This window comes from Thioalkalivibrio sp. XN279, assembly GCF_011089885.1.
Classification (GTDB): Bacteria; Pseudomonadota; Gammaproteobacteria; order Steroidobacterales; family XN24; genus XN24.
Window position 1 is genome coordinate 430962 of the sequence record NZ_JAANBD010000027.1, and the last position, 18537, is coordinate 449498.

19 protein-coding genes are annotated in these 18537 nt (G+C 68.9%); 15 read left to right on the forward strand and 4 right to left on the reverse strand.

The features are described 5' to 3' along the window. Positions 1-17: 17 nt before the first annotated feature. The 3 genes from G8346_RS08915 to G8346_RS08925 are packed head-to-tail and all read left to right on the forward strand — an operon-like array spanning position 18 to position 1906. Positions 18-965 carry a sodium-dependent bicarbonate transport family permease gene (locus G8346_RS08915; protein WP_166050329.1) on the forward strand — a complete coding sequence of 316 codons (948 nt, stop codon included), beginning with the start codon at positions 18-20 and terminating at the stop codon, positions 963-965. A gap of 4 nt (positions 966-969) precedes the next feature. Then, positions 970-1272, forward strand: coding sequence for a transcriptional regulator (locus tag G8346_RS08920; protein WP_166050331.1), 303 nt, complete (start codon positions 970-972; stop codon positions 1270-1272). A 10-nt stretch (positions 1273-1282) separates the two neighbouring features. Beyond that, on the forward strand, positions 1283-1906 hold the full coding sequence (locus G8346_RS08925; protein WP_166050333.1) for a hypothetical protein: 624 nt from the start codon (positions 1283-1285) through the stop codon (positions 1904-1906). Positions 1907-1916: 10 nt separating this feature from the next. Here the strand turns inward: G8346_RS08925 and G8346_RS08930 are convergent, their stop codons facing one another. Both G8346_RS08930 and G8346_RS08935 read right to left on the reverse strand, forming a co-directional pair. Further along, on the reverse strand, positions 1917-3104 hold the full coding sequence (locus tag G8346_RS08930) for an alpha-hydroxy acid oxidase (RefSeq protein ID WP_206202650.1): 1188 nt from the start codon (positions 3102-3104) through the stop codon (positions 1917-1919). Positions 3105-3113: 9 nt separating this feature from the next. Next, a complete protein-coding gene (locus G8346_RS08935) occupies positions 3114-3707 on the reverse strand; it encodes a GNAT family N-acetyltransferase (protein WP_166050335.1) in 594 nt (197 codons plus the stop codon). A 92-nt stretch (positions 3708-3799) separates the two neighbouring features. On the opposite strand from G8346_RS08935, the gene G8346_RS08940 reads away from it, so the two are divergent. Genes G8346_RS08940 through G8346_RS08950 form a run of 3 tightly spaced genes read left to right on the forward strand, consistent with a single transcriptional unit; the run spans position 3800 to position 7624 of the window. After that, complete coding sequence (locus G8346_RS08940; protein ID WP_166050337.1) at positions 3800-4834, forward strand: zinc-binding dehydrogenase; 1035 nt, start codon at positions 3800-3802, stop codon at positions 4832-4834. A 49-nt stretch (positions 4835-4883) separates the two neighbouring features. Next, on the forward strand, positions 4884-6917 hold the full coding sequence (locus G8346_RS08945; RefSeq protein ID WP_166050339.1) for a S9 family peptidase: 2034 nt from the start codon (positions 4884-4886) through the stop codon (positions 6915-6917). Then, positions 6914-7624 carry an alanyl-tRNA editing protein gene (locus tag G8346_RS08950; protein ID WP_166050341.1) on the forward strand — a complete coding sequence of 237 codons (711 nt, stop codon included), beginning with the start codon at positions 6914-6916 and terminating at the stop codon, positions 7622-7624. Before G8346_RS08945 ends, G8346_RS08950 begins: the two co-directional genes overlap by 4 nt. A 1-nt stretch (position 7625) precedes the next feature. Here the strand turns inward: G8346_RS08950 and G8346_RS08955 are convergent, their stop codons facing one another. Further along, positions 7626-8336 carry an SGNH/GDSL hydrolase family protein gene (locus G8346_RS08955; RefSeq protein ID WP_166050343.1) on the reverse strand — a complete coding sequence of 237 codons (711 nt, stop codon included), beginning with the start codon at positions 8334-8336 and terminating at the stop codon, positions 7626-7628. Between the two features lie 111 nt (positions 8337-8447). Here G8346_RS08955 and G8346_RS08960 point away from each other — a divergent pair, with 111 nt between their 5' ends. The 9 genes from G8346_RS08960 to G8346_RS09000 all read left to right on the forward strand — a co-directional run bounded on the left by G8346_RS08960 (position 8448) and on the right by G8346_RS09000 (position 16991). Next, a complete protein-coding gene (locus G8346_RS08960) occupies positions 8448-8711 on the forward strand; it encodes a hypothetical protein (protein WP_166050346.1) in 264 nt (87 codons plus the stop codon). Between the two features lie 17 nt (positions 8712-8728). Further along, positions 8729-9082, forward strand: coding sequence for a nucleotide pyrophosphohydrolase (locus tag G8346_RS08965; RefSeq protein WP_166050348.1), 354 nt, complete (start codon positions 8729-8731; stop codon positions 9080-9082). 71 nt (positions 9083-9153) lie between these two features. Beyond that, positions 9154-10107, forward strand: a complete 954-nt coding sequence (locus G8346_RS08970; RefSeq protein WP_166050350.1) for an alpha/beta fold hydrolase — start codon at positions 9154-9156, stop codon at positions 10105-10107. A 115-nt stretch (positions 10108-10222) separates the two neighbouring features. After that, positions 10223-11257: an efflux RND transporter periplasmic adaptor subunit gene (locus G8346_RS08975; protein WP_166050352.1), complete on the forward strand. Its 1035-nt coding sequence runs from the start codon at positions 10223-10225 to the stop codon at positions 11255-11257. 22 nt (positions 11258-11279) lie between these two features. Further along, on the forward strand, positions 11280-14459 hold the full coding sequence (locus tag G8346_RS08980) for an efflux RND transporter permease subunit (protein ID WP_166050354.1): 3180 nt from the start codon (positions 11280-11282) through the stop codon (positions 14457-14459). After that, positions 14456-15175, forward strand: coding sequence for a dienelactone hydrolase family protein (locus G8346_RS08985; protein ID WP_166050356.1), 720 nt, complete (start codon positions 14456-14458; stop codon positions 15173-15175). Before G8346_RS08980 ends, G8346_RS08985 begins: the two co-directional genes overlap by 4 nt. A 151-nt stretch (positions 15176-15326) precedes the next feature. Continuing rightward, complete coding sequence (locus G8346_RS08990; protein WP_166050358.1) at positions 15327-15647, forward strand: Mpo1-like protein; 321 nt, start codon at positions 15327-15329, stop codon at positions 15645-15647. Between the two features lie 17 nt (positions 15648-15664). Continuing rightward, complete coding sequence (locus G8346_RS08995; protein ID WP_166050361.1) at positions 15665-16051, forward strand: hypothetical protein; 387 nt, start codon at positions 15665-15667, stop codon at positions 16049-16051. A 40-nt stretch (positions 16052-16091) separates the two neighbouring features. Then, positions 16092-16991, forward strand: coding sequence for a radical SAM protein (locus G8346_RS09000; RefSeq protein ID WP_166050363.1), 900 nt, complete (start codon positions 16092-16094; stop codon positions 16989-16991). A 12-nt stretch (positions 16992-17003) separates the two neighbouring features. Here the strand turns inward: G8346_RS09000 and ilvA are convergent, their stop codons facing one another. Then, a complete protein-coding gene (gene ilvA, locus G8346_RS09005; RefSeq protein WP_166050365.1) occupies positions 17004-18536 on the reverse strand; it encodes a threonine ammonia-lyase, biosynthetic in 1533 nt (510 codons plus the stop codon). Between the last annotated feature and the right edge of the window lies 1 nt (position 18537).

Genomic DNA, 18537 nt, shown 5'->3' on the forward strand with positions numbered 1-18537 from the left:
CTCCATAATTGCGCTCCATGAGCGGCATCGACCCCATCGTCCTGTTTTTCCTGCTCGGGCTCGTGGCCGGCCTGGGCCGGTCGGACCTGCGCCTGCCCGGGTCGATCTACGAGTTCCTCAGCGTCATCCTGCTGCTGGCGATCGGCCTCAAGGGCGGCGCCGAGCTGGCGCGGCAGTCGCTGGGCGCCCTCCTGCCACAAATATTCGCCGTGATCCTCATGGGCGCCCTGCTGCCGCTGGTCGCCTATCCCCTGTTGCGCAGCCTGGGCCGGCTGAAGCGGGCGGATGCAGCGTCGATCGCGGCCCACTACGGCTCGGTCAGCGTCGGCACTTACGCGGTCGCGGTCGCCTGGCTGGTGGCGCGGGAAATTCCCTACGAGGAATACATGCCGCTGATGCTGGTGCTGCTGGAGATGCCGGCGATCGTCGTGGGCATCATGCTGGCGCGCGGCGTCTCCTCGCAGACCGACTGGAAAGAACTGGCGCACGAAGTATTTCTCGGCAAGAGCATCGTGCTGCTGGTGGGCGGCCTGCTGATCGGCTGGGCCGCCGGGCCCGAGGCGCTCAAGCCGGTCGGGGGGCTGTTTTTCGGCCTGTTCCACGGCGTGCTGGCGCTGTTCCTGCTGGAGATGGGGCTGGTAGCGGCGGGCCAGGTGGGCAGCCTGCGTCGGCACGGCCTCTTCCTCGCTGCCTTCGGCATCCTGTTCCCCCTGTTCGGCGCCACGGTGGGCGCCTCGCTGGGCTGGCTGTTCGAGCTCTCCACCGGCGGCATCACGCTCCTGGCCGTGCTCGCCGCGAGCGCCTCCTACATTGCCGTGCCGGCCGCCATGCGCCTCGCCCTGCCGGAAGCCAATCCCACGCTGTCGCTGACGGCCTCGCTCGGCGTCACCTTCCCCTTCAACATCCTGGTCGGCATCCCGCTGTATCACCGGCTTGCGGAAACCCTGTCGCAACTGGGAGGATGAGCACATGCAGGCCGACGCGCGCAAACTGGTCACCATCGTCACCGAGGCCGCCCTCGAGCGCCGGCTCGTGGACGACCTGAAGCGGCTCGGCGCCCACGGCTACACCATCAGCGACGCCCGTGGCGAGGGCAGCCGCGGCGCGCGCAGCGCCGGCTGGGACGCGAGCAGCAACATCCGGGTCGAGATTGTCTGCGATGCCACGATCGCGGCGAAAATCTCGGGCCACCTGCGCAAGCATTACTACGACCACTACGCCATGATCCTGTTCTTCAGCGACGTCGGCGTGTTGCGCCCCGAGAAATTCTGAGGAGATTGACTTGTCTTGCATCCAGCACACGGGCCGCCTGGCCGCACTCGCAGCTATCCTGTTGCTCGCCGCCTGCGCCCAGCCGACGCGCGTGGCCTCCACCTGGCATGCGGAGGCACCGGCCGAGGCGCCGCAGGGCGTGCTGGTGGTCGGCGTCGGGCGCGACCTGACCAACCGCAGGACCTTCGAGGACCTGCTGGCCGGCCGCCTGCGCGCAGCCGGCAACCAGGCCTGGGCCAGCAGCCGCCACACTGACAACACCGTGCCGCTGCAGCGCGAAACCGTTGCCGCGGCGGTAACCTCGACCGGCGCAGGGCTGGTGGTGGTGACCCGGCTGGAGCACCAGGACTTCGCCGTCACCGAGACCGGGGAGCGCGAAAGTGTGAAGGTGCAGCGCCGCAGCGAAACCCCGCTGGACTTCTTCCGTTACAACTACGAAGTGGTCGCGGCGCCGACGTATCTCGCCACCGAGGCTGCAGTGTCGCTGTCGGCCGATGTCTACAGCGTGTCCGTCGGCCGGCTGCTCTACACCATCGACGTCGTGATCCCGCCGCGGGACACGCGCTACGAGATCATGGACGAGGCTGCACGGGCCATAGAGAAGCGGCTGCGCCGGGCGAAGCTCGTCGAGTAAACCGGGTCAATCAAGGGGCCGGGCAGCGACGCAGGACTTGCGGACCCAGTTCACCGAGCTCGCGACAACCGAGCTGGCCCAGGGCACGGTCGATCTCGCCGCTGAGGATGTCGAGGGCATGGCGTGCACCCGCCTCGCCGCCTGCCGCGAGACCGTAGAGCGTCGCGGCACCGATCAACACACCCTGCGCGCCGAGCGCCAGCGCCTTCAGCACGTCCGTGCCGCGCCGGAAGCCACTGTCGATGTACAGCTCGCAGGTATCGCCCACCGCCGCCCGCGCCTCCGGCAGCATCTCCAGCGGCGACACGCAGCCGTCGAGCTGGCGACCGCCATGGTTGCTCAACACGACGGCGTCGCAGCCGAGCTCGGCAGCCCGCTCGGCGTCGGCGGGACTCAGCACGCCCTTGAGCAGCAGCTTGCGCGGCCAGGCCTTGCGCAACCACTCCAGGTCCGCCCAGCTGATGTCCGGCTGCAACAATCGCGGCAGGTAGGCCACGCCGGCGCGCGCGCTGCGCGCCTCGGGCGGCAGGAAGTCGTACACGTTGGCGAAGCGCGGGAAGCCTTGCGGCCACATGACGTCGACCAGCCAGCGGGGGTGACGCATGACATCCAGCATGTTGCGCAGCGTGAGGCGCCCGGGACCGCGGTAGTTGCGCTTGTCCCACTCCCGCTGGCCGAACACGTTGGCGTCGGCGGTGACCACCAGCGCCTCGAAGCCGGCCGCGTCGGCGCGGGCCACGATGTCGCGCGCGATCGCCCGGTCGGTCAGCAGGTAGAGCTGCATCCAGTGCCGCCCCGCCACTTCGCGCGCCAGCCGTTCCAGGCGAACGTTGGCGAATGTGCTGAGGCAGAAAGGGATTCCGGCGGCCGCGGCAGCGCGAGCCAGCGCCAGGTCGCCGTCACGGCAGTGCACGCCGTTGAGCGCCGTCGGCGCGATGACCAGCGGCGCCGCCGCTTCCTGTCCCAGCATCATGCGGCGCTGGTTGCGTCCGGTGGTATCGACCAGCAGCCCGGGCACGAAGGCCAGCGCCTCGAATGCGGCGCGGTTCCGCCGCAAGGTCACCTCGTCCTCCGCCCCCGAATCGACGTACTCGAAGGCAAAGTGCGGTTCCCGCCGCCGTGCCACCTCGCGCAGCTCGGCGATGGACAGCGCGCGCCGGAAATCCTGCCCGGAGTAGAGCTTGCGTTTCAGTGCCATGGCCGCATCTTAACCTTCGGCCGGCTGCGCCGCGGCATCCGGCGGGGTCCGCAGCATGAACCAGTTGGGTGCGCCGAGGACCTGGTGCTCATCGATGATCTCGAAGCCATGGCGGCGCAGCCAGGCGAGGTTCTCGCGGCGATCGTTCTCGAGGTATCCCGCGACACCCTCGGCGTCGAGCATTTCGCAGCAGGCGCGCAGCAAGGCGTCGCCGATACCGCGGCGCCGCAGCGTCGGCTCGACCGCGGCCGGCCCGAGGTGCCAGTGTTCCACGTCGGGATCGGTCGCGGTCCAGTCTTCCAGCCAGTCCAGCACGCTGCGCGAATGCCGCAGTCCGCTGCCCATGAACAGTGCGGAGAGGGCCGCAAAGCGGCTGCCCAGGGTGGAGGGACACCTGCCGGGCGGCATCATGCCGCACACGCCAGCCAGCCGCCTGCCGTGGAATGCACCGAGCACCCGGCCTTCGTCGGCCTGGTGCGCGAGGATCATGCGAAACATCCCCTCGAGGGCCGCGCGCCGCGGCGCCTCATCTGCGCCAAAGGCATGGACGTGGTTCGGGTTGTCCGCCATGCCGCGCGCCAGCAAAGCGGCGGCAGTTTCCATTTCGTCTTTCCTCAGTCGACGAATCCCGATCGCGGCAGACATGGGAGCAGGAGTCCTCACTGGTGCGCAGTCGCATTACACTCTAGGCCAATATGCACAAGATCGTCATTCAAAAGCCCGGCGGCTACGACGCCCTGCAGCTGGTCGAAGCGCCAGACCCGGAGCCGGGCCCAGGCGAAGTCGTGATTGCCTGCGAGGCCTGCGGCGTCAACTACGCGGACGGCATCATCCGCATGGGTCTCTACGCCTCGGCGAAGAAACTGCACGGCTATCCCATTACGCCCGGCTTCGAGGTTTCAGGCCGGATCACCGCGATCGGTGACGGCGTCGACGCCTGGCGACCCGGCGACGAGGTCGTCGGCCTGACGCTGTTCAATGGCTATGCCAGCCACCTGCGGCTGCCCGCCGCGGGCGTGTTTGCCAAGCCGCCCCTGCTCGACTGGGTCCAGGCGGCGACGCTGCCGACGGTATTTCTCACCGCGTGGTGGATGGTGCATCGCCAGGTGCACCCCGTCCCGGGCGAAAGCTGGCTGGTGCACTCGGCAGCCGGCGGCGTCGGCTCGGCGCTGCTGCAGCTGGCGCGGCTGGCGGATGCCCGCGCGATCGGCGTGGTCGGCGCCGCGCACAAGGTGGAGCATGCCGTGGCGATGGGCGCCGACGCGGTGATCGACAAGTCACTGGAGAACACCTGGACCACCGCACGGCGCCATGCGCCCGAGGGCTACCAGGCGATCTTCGACGCCAACGGCGTCGCGACCCTGCGCCAGAGCTATCGCCACCTCGCGCCCACCGGCCGACTGGTGATCTACGGCTTTCACAGCATGCTGCCGCATGACGGCCGCCTGAACTGGGCGCGGCTCGCCTGGGACTGGCTGCGCACGCCGCGCTTCAATCCGCTGCGCATGACCCAGGAGAATCGCAGCGTGCTGGCGGCGAACCTCAGCTTCCTGCAGTCGCATGCACCCAGCCTGCGCGAGGGCATGCTGTGGCTGCTGGAACGTTTCGCCGACGGGCGCCTGCAGCCGCTCCCCGTGGAGACCTTCGCGCTCGCCGATGCTGCCGCAGCGCAGCATCGGCTGGAGTCCGGCCAGACCATAGGCAAGCTCGCCCTCCTCCCGCGTTCCTGACCGCATTTCTGCAATAATCGCGCGTCCTGATCTCCGACGGGACATACGCATGCGTCATCTCACTCTCGCGGCCCTCGCGCTCGCCCTCAGCCTGCCTGCTTTCGCCGCGCCGCCGGCCTTGCAGCCCGCGGACCTGTTCCAGCTGCAATGGGCCAGCGACCCCAAAATCGCCCCCGACGGTCGCCGCATCGCCTACGTGCGCAACCACGCCGACATCATGGCGGACCGCTACCGGCAGAACCTCTGGCTGGTCGACGTGGACGGGGACAATCACCAGCCGCTCACCACCGGCAGCGAGAACCACGTGCAGCCGCGCTGGTCACCGGACGGCACGCGGCTGGCCTACGTCGGCAACCAGGACGGCAGCGCCCAGCTCTACGTGCGCTGGCTGGAAAATGATCGCGAGGCACGCCTGGCCCAGCTGACCGAGTCGCCCTCGGGACTGGCCTGGTCGCCCGACGGCACGCGCATCGCCTTCACCCTGTTCGTGCCCGATCGTCCCGAGCCCTTCGTGAAAATGCCGCCGGCCCCCAAGGGCGCGCAGTGGGCCGAGCGCGCGAAACTCATCGACCGGCTGGTGTATCGCAACGACGGTCGCGGCTACCGCCGTGCCGGTCACCGCCATGTCTTCGTCGTCCCCGCGGACGGCGGCGCGCCGCTGCAGGTCACCGCGGGCGACTTCGACCATGGCGGCACGGTGTCCTGGACGCCCGACGGAAAAGCCCTGGTGTTCGCCGCCAATCGCCGCGACGACGCCGACTACCAGCCGCTTCGCGCCGGGCTGTATCGCCTCGAGCTCGGGACCGGGGAGCTGGTCACGCTGTTCGAGCACGAGGGGCCGGTCATCGGGCCGAGAGTCTCGCCGGACGGACAGTGGGTGGCGTTCCGCGCTTTCGCTGACCGCGAGCGGGCCTACACGCAGCAGGAATTGTGGCTCATCGGCCGCAATGGAGGAGCGCCTCGCAGGCTGGCCGGCGAGCTCGACCGCGACATCGGCGAGCTTTACTGGGCGGCGGACAGTCGCGGCGTGTACTTCCAGTACGACGAGTTCGGCGTCACGCGCGTGGGGCTGGCCGACCTGCGTGGCAACGCGCGGGAAGCGGCCAGCGGGCTCGGCGGTGCCTCCATAGGCCGGCCCTACCCGGGCGCCAGCTACAGCGTGGCGCGCGACGGTACGATCGCGTTCACCCAGGCCAGCACCGCGCGGCCGGCCGAGGTCGCGGTCGCCGACCGCCGTGGGCGCGTCAAGACACTCACGGCCTTGAACGAGAACCTGCTCGGCCAGCGCAGCCTCGGCGAGGTCGAGGAAATCTGGTACGAGTCTTCCGTAGACGGCCGCCGGATCCACGGCTGGATCATCAAGCCGCCCGGCTTCGACCCGGCAAAGAAATACCCGCTCGTGCTGGAGATCCACGGCGGACCCTTCGCCAACTACGGCCCGCGCTTCACCTACGAGCTGCAGTCCTACGCCGCGGCCGGCTACGTCGTCCTCTATACCAACCCGCGCGGTTCCACCAGCTACGGGGCGGAATTCGCGGGCCTCATCGACAAGGCCTACCCTGGCCATGACCACGACGACCTGATGGACGGCATCGATGCGGTCATCGCGCAGGGCTACGTCGACCCCGCGCGCCTCTACATCACCGGCGGCTCGGGCGGCGGCGTGCTCACCAGCTGGGCCATCGGCAAGACCGACCGCTTCCGCGCCGCGGTGGTGCAGAAGCCGGTGATCAACTGGTACAGCTTCGCCTTCGTCACCGACATCCCCATCATCGCCACCCGTTACTGGTTCGGCGCCATGCCCTGGGAAGCCCCGGAAGAGTACCTGCGGCGCTCGCCGATCTCGCTGGTGGGCAACGTCGTCACGCCGACCATGGTGCTGACCGGCGAGCACGACTGGCGCACGCCCATGTCCGAGTCCGAGCAGTACTTCCAGGCGCTCAAGCTCAGGGGCGTGGAGGCAGCGCTGGTGCGCATCCCGGAAGCACCGCACAGCATCGTGCATCGCCCCAGCAACGCCATCGAGAAGGTGCTGCACATCATCGGCTGGTTCGACCGCTACGACGCGGAGGCCACGCCATGACGGCCACGCGTGCGCTGTACACCGAGGACGCCTATAGGCGCGACTGCGCGGCCGAGGTCGTCGCGGCCGGTCCGGACGGCGTGGTGCTCGACCAGACGGTGTTCTACCCGCTGGGCGGCGGCCAGCCGGGCGACACGGGCTGGCTGCGCACCGAGGACGGGCGCGCCTGGCGCGTGCGGGACACGCGCAAAGCAGAAGGCGGCGTCGTCATGCACCTGCTCGAGGGCAACGATCCGCCGCCCGCGCCGGGCACGCGCATCCACGCCGAGATCGACTGGGACCGGCGCTACGCCCACATGCGCATGCACACCTGCCTGCACCTGCTGGGGGCCGTGCTGCGCTACGGCGTCACCGGCGGCCAGGTCGGCGCCGAGAAGAGCCGGCTCGACTTCGACACCCAGGACGAGATCGACAAGGCCCGCGTCACCGACGCCGTGAACGCGCTCGTCATGGCCAACCAGCCCGTCACCTCGCGCTGGATCACGGATGCGGAGCTCGATGCGCAGCCGGAGCTGGTGCGCACCCTGTCCGTGCAACCGCCGCGCGGCGTGGGCAAAGTCCGCCTGCTGGAGATTCGGGGTGTGGACCTGCAGCCGTGCGGCGGCACGCACGTCGCCGCCACCGGCGAGATCGGGCCGATCGAGGTGCGCAAGGTCGAGAGCAAGGGCAAGCGCAACAAGCGCGTGGTGATCGCCCTGGCAGGCTGATTCAGCCGGAGCCGAACTGCCGGACTACCAACTCGGCCACCTCCCTGCCCCATTCGGCATAAGCCAGCGGTCCGGGATGATATCCATCGACGGCGATGTACCGGACGTCCAGCGGCAGGCGCGGCGTGAGCACGACGCAGCCCGGTGCCGACTCGGCCACTGATTCCAGCAGGCGCGTGAACGCCCGGGCGCGTTCACCCAGCACCCAGCGCAGCGGCTGCGGCAAGGCGGGGAACGCGTGCATCGGCGGCAGCCCCGTCAGCACCGTGAGCCGCACCGCGTAGCGCGACTGCAAGAGCGCGGCCAGCCGGACCTGCTGGGCGACGAAGTCGGCGGACCGCGTCCCGCCCGTGACGTCGTTGACGCCGAGCGACATGACGGCCACGTCAAAAGGTGCCGCCGCACCCGACTCCAGCCGGCGCAAGACCTGGGCAGTGCGCAGCCCGGTCGTCGCCCGCACCTCCCAGCTCACGCGGAAACGACCCTGCAGGGCGCCGACGATGGCGCCGGAGAGACCCTCGTCCTGGCTCGCCGCGCCCACCCCGGCCGCGGCGGAGTCGCCGGCCACCAGCAGGCGCAACGGTGTCCCTTCTCCCGCAGTGCCGCTGCGCGGGCCCGGCGGCTCCGGCAGGCGCATTGCCGTGCGCCGGACACGCAGTCCCTGCGCGAGCAGCAGCGGTGCCATGGCCATGGCGGCGTAACGGTAGTCCATCGGTGCCTGCAGCCTGCCTCGATCTGCCGGGAACGGTGACGCTACAAGGTTAATGCCCCCTCCCCCGGCATGCTAGATTGCCGCGACTGGCGGCGCGGAGAGAAGACCGGAATGGATGGCTGGGGACTGCTGATCATGCTGATGGGCTGGTCCGTCCCGGGGTACTTTGCCCTGCAGCTCATTCTCTGGCGGCGCTGGGACGGCGGCTGGCGGCGCCTGGCGCTGGTCCCGCTGTGGGGCACGGTGCCGGTGACGGCCTACACCCTGTTCGCCCTCGCCGCCGGATCGAACCTGTGGCCGCTCATCATGCTGTTCACCCTGCCGCTGGCCTTTGTCTACCTGTTGGCGCTGGTTATCCTGAAACGCCTGCGCTGACGCCCGGGAGCCCGTCCATGTCCAAGCCTCGCTTCGAGGATCTCAGCCGCCGCCTGGCGGAGTTCGCCGCCGAGCGCGACTGGGAACAGTTCCATTCGCCTAAGAACCTCGCCATGGCGCTGGCGGCCGAGACCGGCGAGCTGCTGGAGCACTTCCAGTGGCTCAGCGAGACGCAGAGCGCCGAGCTGTCGCAGGAGGCGCTGGACGCGGTCGCGCTGGAGCTGGCGGACGTGCAGGTCTACCTGGTGCGCCTGGCCGATCGCCTCGGCATCGACCTCGTCGCAGCGGCACATCGCAAGATCGATCTCAACGCAGAGAAATATCCCGCCGACAAGGCACGCGGCCATGCGCGCAAGTACGACCGGCTGTGATTCCGCAACGAAGCAGGATGACGCCCCCTGCAAGGAACCTGGCTTATTCCAGCCGGACTGAGACCGCCTGAATGCCACTGCGCAATGCTCTCCTCGCCCTGGCCCTCATCGTTCTCGCCGCCGTGCTGGTGGCGGTCGGCGACGCCTGGGCGCCGGACCGGCCTGTGGCTGATCTGGCGGCGCGCTGGGCGCCGCCGCCCTCCGAGTTCGTCACCATCCAGGGCATGCAGGTACACCTGCGCGACGAGGGGCCTCGAGACGATCCCCTGCCGCTGTTGCTCCTGCATGGCACCTCGGCGAGCCTGCACACCTGGAACGGCTGGACGCGGGAGCTGTCGCCGGAGCGGCGCGTAGTTCGCGTCGATCTCCCCGGGTTCGGGCTCACCGGTCCGTTCCCGCACGACGACTACAGTATCGAGCGCTACATCGAGTTCATCGCCGCGCTGCTCGACTCGCTGGGGCTGCAGCGAGTCGTCGTTGCCGGCAACTCCTTTGGCGGCCAGGTCGCCTGGGAGAGCGCCGTCGAAATGCCGGCGCGCGTGGCCGCGCTGGTGCTGGTCGACGCCGTGGGCTACCCCTTCACGCCTGAGTCGGTACCGCTCGCGTTCCAGCTGGCGCGCTATCCCGCCTTGCGTCCGCTCATCGAGCGCCTGCTGCCAAGGCGCGTGGTCCGCGCCAGCCTGCACGATGTATATGGCGATCCGCACCGCGTGGATGAGGCCCTCGTCGACCGCTACTACGAGCTCGCACTGCGCGAGGGCAATCGCCACGCCCTCGGATTGCGCTTCGCGCACGTCATGCCGACCGACGCGCGCGCCAGGCGGATCGCGACCATCACCCAGCCCACGCTGATCCTGTGGGGCGGTCGCGACCGGCTCATTCCGCTCGCCAGCGGGGAAGGTTTTGCGCGCGACATTGCCGGCAGCCGGCTCGTGGTATTCGAGGCTCTCGGACACGTACCGCACGAGGAAGCGCCCGTCGATACCGTCATCGTCGTAAAGGACTTCCTGTCCGGCCTGAATTGAAGCGCCGCGACGCGGCGGTTAGGGTATGCGAATCCGCCTTGCGCGCCGGGCCGAAACACCTGGCGGAGGAACAATATTGTCACGCCACCTTTCTGCACTACCAGGACTCCTGGCATTGACCGCCGCCTTGCTGCCCGCCTTGCTGCAGGCCGCCACGCCAGTCACAGTGGCGATCCCCGAGACCGGGCAAGCGACACAGACGCTATCGCTCAGCGGCAACCTGACGCCGCGCCAGGCCTCGCGCCTGTCGCCACAGGTGCCAGGACTGGTAGCCGAGATGCGCGTCGACGCCGGGGACACGGCCAGCGCCGGCGACATCCTGGTCAAGCTCGAGGCACGTTCCGCGGAGCTGGAAGAGGCGCGCGCTCGCGCCGTCCTGGGTGAGGCGCAGGCCGCACTGGCCGAGGCCCGGCGCTTGCGCGACGAAGGTCGGCGGCTGCTGGAACGCCGCGTGCTGCCGGACAGCGAGGTGCAGGCGCGCGAGGCGGCGCTGCAGCTGGCTGAAGCGACAGTGGCGCGTGCCCAGGCCGAACTCGCGATCGCCCGCGAACGCGTCTTGCAGCACGTGGTGCGTGCGCCGTTCGACGGCGTCGTGAGTCAGCGTCTCGCCGAGGCGGGTGAATGGGTTGGAACAGGCACCGCGGTGCTGGAACTGGTCGCCGTGGACGACCTGTGGCTGGACGTGCGAGTGCCGCAGCAATTCTGGAACCGCCTCGGAGACCAGGTCGAGCTGGCGGCTTTCGCCGAGGCGCTGCCGGGGCAGGCGCTGGATGCGAAGGTGAATGCCCGGGTGCCTGTGAACGACCCCGCGGCGCGCACCTTCCTGCTGCGGTTATTGGTGCACGATGAATCGGGGCGCCTGACGCCGGGCATGTCAGCGCGGGTGGAAATAGCGATTCCCGGTGGCCAGGCCGCCACCCTGGTGCCGCGCGACGCCATCCTCCGTTATCCGGACGGCACGACCACGCTCTGGCTGGCCCTGCCGCAGGACGGCGGCTGGGTCGCCCGACAGGCGCAGGTGGAAGTGCTGCGCCTCGCCGGGGCGAATGCCGAACTCGCGGGCGCGCTGCCGCCCGGCGCCCGCGTGGTGACGCGCGGCAACGAGGGCCTGGCCGAGGGCGAATCCCTCGCCTTCGTCGACGCGCCATGAGTCGTCCGGGAACGATCTCCTGATGTTCGCCGGCATGGTGCGCCACGGCACCATAGTCGCCGTGGTGGTGCTGGTGATCTGCGTGCTGGGCATCCTCGCAGCGACGCGCATCCCGGTGCAGATGATCCCGGATCTCGAGGTGCGCGTCATCGGTGTCGACACGCGCTGGCCGGGCGCCACGCCCCAGGACGTGGAGAAAGAGATCCTGGTGGAGCAGGAGCAGTACCTGCGCAGCCTGCCCAGCCTCAAGCGCATGATCTCCCGCGCCAGCGACGGGCGCGCCGAGATCGAGCTGGAGTTCCCCTTCGGCACGGACATCAACGAGGCGCTGATCCGCGTCAACAACGCGCTGAGCCAGGTGCCCGCCTACCCGGAGAACGTGGACGAGCCCCGGCTGGAAGCCAGCTCCTTCTCGCAGAACTCCTTCATGTTCTTCCGCATCGCGCCGCTCGAGGGCAATCCCTTCGAGCTGGACATGAAAATGATGTACGACTTCATCGACGAGAACGTGCGGCCGCGCATGGAGCGCGTCGACGGCGTGTCGCGCATCAACATCTGGGGCGGCGCCGACCGGCAGGTGCGGATCCTGGTGGACCCGGCCGCGCTGGCCGAGCGCGGCATCACGCTGGACGCGATCCGCGACGCCGTGCGTGCGCGCAACCGGGACGCCTCCGGGGGCGACCTGGAACTGGGCAAGCGGCGCTACCTGCTGCGCACCATCGGCCGCTTCAACGATCTCGAGGAGCTGGAGGACCTTATCGTCACGCAACGCGGGGACAGCCTGATCCGCCTGCGCGATGTCGCCGAGGTCGAACTCTCGCACTACGAGCTGCGCAGCGTCTCCTCGTCCAATGGCCGGCCGACCATGAGCATCGCGGTCGATCGCGAGCCCGGCTCCAACGTGATCGACATCAAGCGCGCGCTGCTGCCCGCGGTGGACGAGATCAACAGCCAGGTGCTCGGGCCAGCCGGCATGGAAATGAGCCTGACCAGCGACGATGTGCGTTATGTCGAGGCCTCGGTCGCCAACGTCTGGCAGAACCTGGCGCTCGGCGCGCTGCTCGCGACCGCCGTCATGTTCCTGTTCCTGCGCTCGATGCGCGCCACCCTGGTGGGCGTGATCGGCATCCCCATCTGCACCATCGCCGCGTTCCTCGGCCTGCTGGCGGCCGGGCGCACCATCAACGTGATCTCCCTGGCGGGCATCGCCTTCGCCATCGGCATGACGCTGGACAACAGCATCGTGGTGCTGGAGGCGATCGAGCGCCGTCGCCGCGAGGGCATGGACCGCCACGCTGCCGCCATCGACGGCGTGCGCCAGGTCTGGCCTGCGGTGCTCGCTTCCACCATGACCACCGTGCTGGTGTTTGCGCCGATCTTTTTCATCAGCCAGGAAGCCGGCCAGCTCTACTCCGACGTTGCCATCGCCATCGCCGCCTGCATCCTCGCCAGCATGCTGGTGGCCATCTCGGTCGTGCCCAGCCTGAGCGCCCGCCTCCAGTTCGGCGTGCGCAGCGCCCCCGTCGCCGTCGGCCAGGGGCTGCGGGACCGCCTCGTCTCGGGCGTCGGCTGGCTCATCGCGACCGGCATGCGACGCGCGGCCGTCCTCGGGGCGACCGTAGCGGGCGTGCTGGCCATCATCCTGCTGCTCACGCCACCCGCCGAGTACCTGCCGGAGGGTGAAGAGCCGAAGACTTTCGCCCGCATGCTGGCGCCGCCCGGCTACAACCTCACCGAGATGCGCAAGGTCGCTGCGCAGGTGGAGGAATACCTGCTGCCCTTCGTCGGCGACGACCCGGAGCGCTTCGCGCGCGGCGAGACAGCGGTGCCGGCGATGAAATACATGAATCTCTCGGTCAGCGCCGACAACCTGCGGGTGCTGGCCGAGACCGTCGACCCGGGACAGATCGACGCGCTCATGACGGCGCTCGACGAGCACTTTCGCAGCTATCCCGGCATGCGCGCCTTCTCCAGTCGCGGCTCCATCATCTCCAGCAACGACGGCGGCACGCGCAGCGTGAATCTCGACATCACGGGACGCGACCTGGTTGAGATCTACCAGGTTGCACAGCTCGCTTACGACCGCGCGGAGGCGATCTTCGACAACCCCAGGATCGGTTCCTCGCCCTCCTCGCTGTCGCTGGACCAGCCGCTGGTGGAAATCCGCCCGCGCTGGGAGCGGGCCGCAGAGATGGGGCTCGACGCGCGCCAGATCGGCTTCACAGTGGCGGCACTGACCGACGGCGCCTTCGTCGACGAGTACTTCCGCGGCGACGACAAGATCGACATCTTCCTGTTCAGCCAGGCGGGCAGCGAGCAGCAGCTGTCGGCGGTCGAGGACTTGCCGATCTATGCGCCGAATGCCGGCATCGTGCCGCTGTCCGCGGTGGCCGAGATCGTCGAGACGGTGGATACGGACTCCATCCGGCGACTCAACGGCCGCCGCGCGGTCACGCTGAACATCATCCCGCCTCGATCCGTGCCGCTCGAGACGGCGCTGGGCGAAGTCCAGGCCGAAGTCGTCGACTGGCTGCGTGCCGAAGGCCACTTGCCGCCCGAAGTGGGCATCGACATCTCCGGCGCCTCCGACCAGCTCATGGAAACCCGCTCCGCCCTGGCGGACAACTACCTGGTGTCCATCGTGCTCTGCCTGCTGGTCCTGGTAGCCATTTTCAGCCACTGGGGCTGGCCCTTCGTCATCCTCACGTCCGTCCCGCTGGGCATCGCGGGGGGCATCGGCGGACTGGCGCTGCTCAATTGGATCGGGTCGATGCTGCCGGCCGTGGGGCTCGACGCCGTCCACCAGCCGTTCGACATGATCACCATGCTCGGCTTCCTCATCCTGCTGGGCGTGGTGGTGAACAACCCGATCCTGATCGTCGACCGTACGCTGGCGCGCTTGCGCGAGGGCGAGAAAGACCCGGTAGAAGCGGTGCGCGATGCCGTCGCAACCCGCATCCGCCCCATCATGATGTCCATGATCACCACGCTGTTCGGCCTGGCGCCGCTGGTGTTCATTCCCGGCGAGGGCACCGAGCTGTACCGCGGCGTGGGCGTGGTGGTGTTGACCGGCCTGTTGTTCGCGACGCTGGTGACGCTGACCTTCCTGCCGGCGCTGCTGGTCACCGTACTCAGCGTGATGCAGCGCTTGCGGGGCGTGCAACGAGTTACGGGATCCAGGCCAGCAGGACCAGGCGCATGAGCATCCAGCCGCGACACGTGGAATACATGGACGGAGACCAGCCCCTGGAGGGTTACCTGGCCGTGGACGATGACTGGGGCGCGCGCCGGCCCGTCGTGCTGGTGGCGCATGCCATCCGGGGGCGCACCGGCTTCGAGTGCGCCAAGGCCGAGGCCCTGGCGCGACTCGGCTACGCCGGCTTCGCGCTCGACGTGTACGGCAAGGGCCGCGTCACCGACGACAATGCCGCCGGGAAACCCTGGATGCAGGCATTGCTCGAGGATCGCGCGGCGTTGCAACGCAGGCTGCGCCTCGGCCTCGAGGCCGCCATGGCCCAGCCCGAAGTGGACGCCGCGCGGATCGCCGCGATCGGCTTCTGCTTCGGCGGGCTCTGCGTGCTGGACCTCGCGCGCTGCGAGGAACGGGTCGCCGGCGTGGCCAGCTTCCATGGCCTGTTGGATCCCCCCGGGGACCTGTCGCCGCGATCGATCGGGGCGAAAGTGCTTGTCATGCACGGCTGGGATGATCCGCTCGCGCCGCCTGAGTCCGTGCTCCGCCTCGCGCGCGAGCTGAGCGATGCGGGCGCGGACTGGCAGCTGCATGCCTTCGGCCATGTGCAGCATGCCTTCACCAATCCGGCGGCGGCCAGCCCGGCAAGCGGACTGCTGTACGACGCCGCCGCAGATCGGCGCGCCTGGCGCCTGCTGCAGGACTTCCTGGCCGAGTTGTTTCCCTGACCGACCGCGGCCAAGGAAACCCGGCGGTGCCGTCCGCCGGTCGATCCCGCTGCCACGCGCTGCATCGGCTGCCAGGCCGATTGAGCCAAATGCAAAAACCGTGGCTAGAATCACGGTTTGTGTCGCCGCGGATGTCGAGGATGTAGCGGGTATGAGCGCCGTGACCCCACAAAGAACATTCAGCTCCTTCGCCGAGTTCTACCCCTACTACCTCGAGGAGCACAGCAATCCCGCGTGCCGCCGCCTGCACTACGTCGGCAGCCTGCTGGTGCTGGGCGTGCTGGGTTATGTGCTGTTCACGCAGAAGTGGTTGCTGCTGCTGGCCCTGCCGGTGATCGGCTATGGCTTTGCCTGGGTCGGTCATTTCGTCTTCGAGAAAAACAGGCCAGCCACCTTCAAGCACCCGCTGTACAGCTTCATGGGCGACTGGGTGATGCTGAAGGACGGGCTGACGGGGCGCATACCCTTCTAGCCCAGCGAGGTACTGTGATGCAGAACACGGTGGTGGCGCATTGCCTGGACGGGACGCTCGTGAAGGGCGTCACCAACAATTTCTTTCCCAACAAGCCGAGCTTCCACGTGGTCGAACGGGACTCGGGCGAGCGTCGGGAAATCACCATCGCCGACCTGAAGGCGGTGTTTTTCGTCAAGGACTTCGACGGCGACCCGGAGCGGCGGGAGCAGGCTGACGTCGATCGCACCGGCTTCGGCAAAAAGATGCGCGTCGAGTTCGAGGACGGCGAGACGCTGGTCGGTTATTGCCAGGGCTATTCACCCAACCGTCCCGGCTTCTTTGTCTTCCCGTCCGATCCGGACAGCAACAACGACCGCATCTTCATCGTTACCGCGGCCACTCGCTCGGCCGAGTTCATCTGAACCAGGTAGGCCGTCGCCGGGCGAGATACAATCTCGGTCCATGCCCGGCGCCTTTCCCATCCGTTACATCGAGCCCGTGTTCCGGCCGCCCAGCGAGGCCCGCTCGCTGATCCTGCCCGTGACCGACGGCTGCTCATGGAACAAGTGCACCTTCTGCGAGATGTATACGGCGCCGCAGAAGAAATTCCGGGCCCGCGACGAGGCGGAAGTGATGGACAGCATCCGCCGCTCCGGTGAGTTGCTGGGCGACCAGCTGCGGCGCGTATTCCTCGCGGACGGCGACGCGCTGGTGCTCCCCACGCACCGCCTGCTGGCCATCCTCGAGGCGATCCGCGCCCACATGCCGACGGTCGAGCGGGTCTCGAGCTACTGCCTGCCGCGCAACCTGCGGCGCAAGTCGGTGGCGGAACTGGCCGAGCTGCGTGACGCCGGGCTCGCACTGGCCTACGTCGGCGCCGAGTCCGGCGATGACGCAGTGCTGGAGAAGGTCCGCAAGGGCGAGACATTCGAGTCGACGCGCGCAGCGCTCGACAAGCTCGCCGAAGCTGGCATCCGCCGCTCCGTCATGATTCTCAACGGACTGGGCGGGAGCGCCTTGTCCCGCCAGCATGCCGACAACTCGGCACGGCTGGCCAACCTCACCCAGCCGGAGTACCTCGCCACGCTGGTCGTGAGCTTCCCCATGGGAGAACAGCGCTTCCGCGCCGGTTTCCCGGACTGGGAACCCCTCGACCTGCCCGGGCTGTTGCACGAGATGGAAAGGCTGCTGGAAGGGCTGGAGCTGCGCCGGACCATGTTCCGCTCCGACCATGCCTCGAACTGGCTGGTGCTCAAGGGCACGCTGGGTACGGACAAGGCGCGCCTGCTGGCCCAGGTCCGCGACGCCATCGCGCGGCCGGAGCACGCGCCGTTCCGCCCGGCGTGGGCGCGCGGTCTCTAGGCGGCCGTCACCTCAACGCAGGAACAGCCGGTAGGCGGGATTGTCGCTCTCCTCCCAGAAGCGATACCCGATGTTGCGCAGGTCGTTGAGCAGGCGCGCGCGGTCCTTGCGCTCGGCCTCGAACCCCACCAGCACGCGACCCCAGGCGGCGCCGTGGTTGCGATAGTGGAACAGGGTGATGTTCCAGTCGGCGCCCAGGCCGGTGAGGAAGTTCAGCAGCGCGCCGGGCCGCTCGGGGAACTCGAAGCGGAACAGCAGCTCGGGCTTGTCGCCCGGCGGGCGGCCGCCGACCATGTGGCGCACGTGCAGCTTCGCGGCCTCGTTCTCCGTCATGTCCTCGACGGCGTACCCGGCTTCTCCCAGCTTGCGCGTCACCTCGGCGCGATCCCGCGGCGCACCCAGTTGCAGGCCGACATAGACGTGCGCGGCGCTTGGGTCGGCGTAACGGTAATTGAACTCGCTGACCGAACGCTTGCCGAGCGTGGCGCAGAAGCGGCGGAAGCTGCCGCGTTCCTCGGGGATGGTGACGCCGAGGATGGCCTCGCGTTGCTCGCCGAGCTCCGCGCGCTCCGAGATGTGGCGCAGGCGATCGAAGTTCACGTTGGCGCCGCTGACGATGGCGACCAGGCTCGTTGCCGGGCTGCACTCGCCGCTCTGCAGTCCCCGCACCGCGTACTTCTTCAGGCCGGCGACGGCCAGCGCCCCGGCGGGCTCGGCAATGGAGCGCGTGTCCTCGAACAGGTCCTTCACCGCAGCGCAGATCTCGTCCGTGTTGACGACGATCACCTCGTCGACCCAGTGCTTCGCCACCTTGAATGGCTCGCGGCCCACTTGCGCCACAGACACACCGTCCGCGAACAAATCGAGGCTCTCGTATGGCAGCCGCACCCGGCGCCCTGCGGCCAGCGCCGCCGCGAGACAGGCGGAACCCTCCGGCTCCACGCCCACGATGCGCACTTGGGGCGCGAGATACTTCACGAAAGCCGCGACGCCGGCGATCAGCCCGCCGCCGCCCACCGGCACGAAGATCGCGCCGGGCGGACCGGCATGCTGCTTCATGATCTCCATTCCCACCGTGCCCTGCCCGGCGATCACGTCGAGGTCGTCGTAGGGCGGGATGTAGGTGAGGCCCTCACGTGCCACCAGCTCGGCGGTGTGCGCAGCCGCGTCGTCGTAGGTGTCGCCGTGCAACACCACTTTCGCGCCCAGCGCACGCACGGCGTCGACCTTTATGCTGGGCGTATTGCGCCCCATCACGATCGTGGCCTTGAGCCCGAGCTCCCGGGCCGCGAGCGCCACGCCCTGCGCATGGTTGCCGGCGGAGGCCGTGATCACGCCGCGCGCACGCGCCGGCTCGGGCAGCTGGGCGATCTTGTTGTAGGCACCGCGGATCTTGAACGAGAACACCGGCTGCAGGTCCTCGCGCTTCAGCAGCACGCGGCAACCGGCCCGGCGCGACAGGTTCGGGGCGCGCTGCAACGGCGTCTCGATCGCGACATCATAGACACGCGAGGAGAGAATCTTCTTGACGTAGCTCTGCAGCATG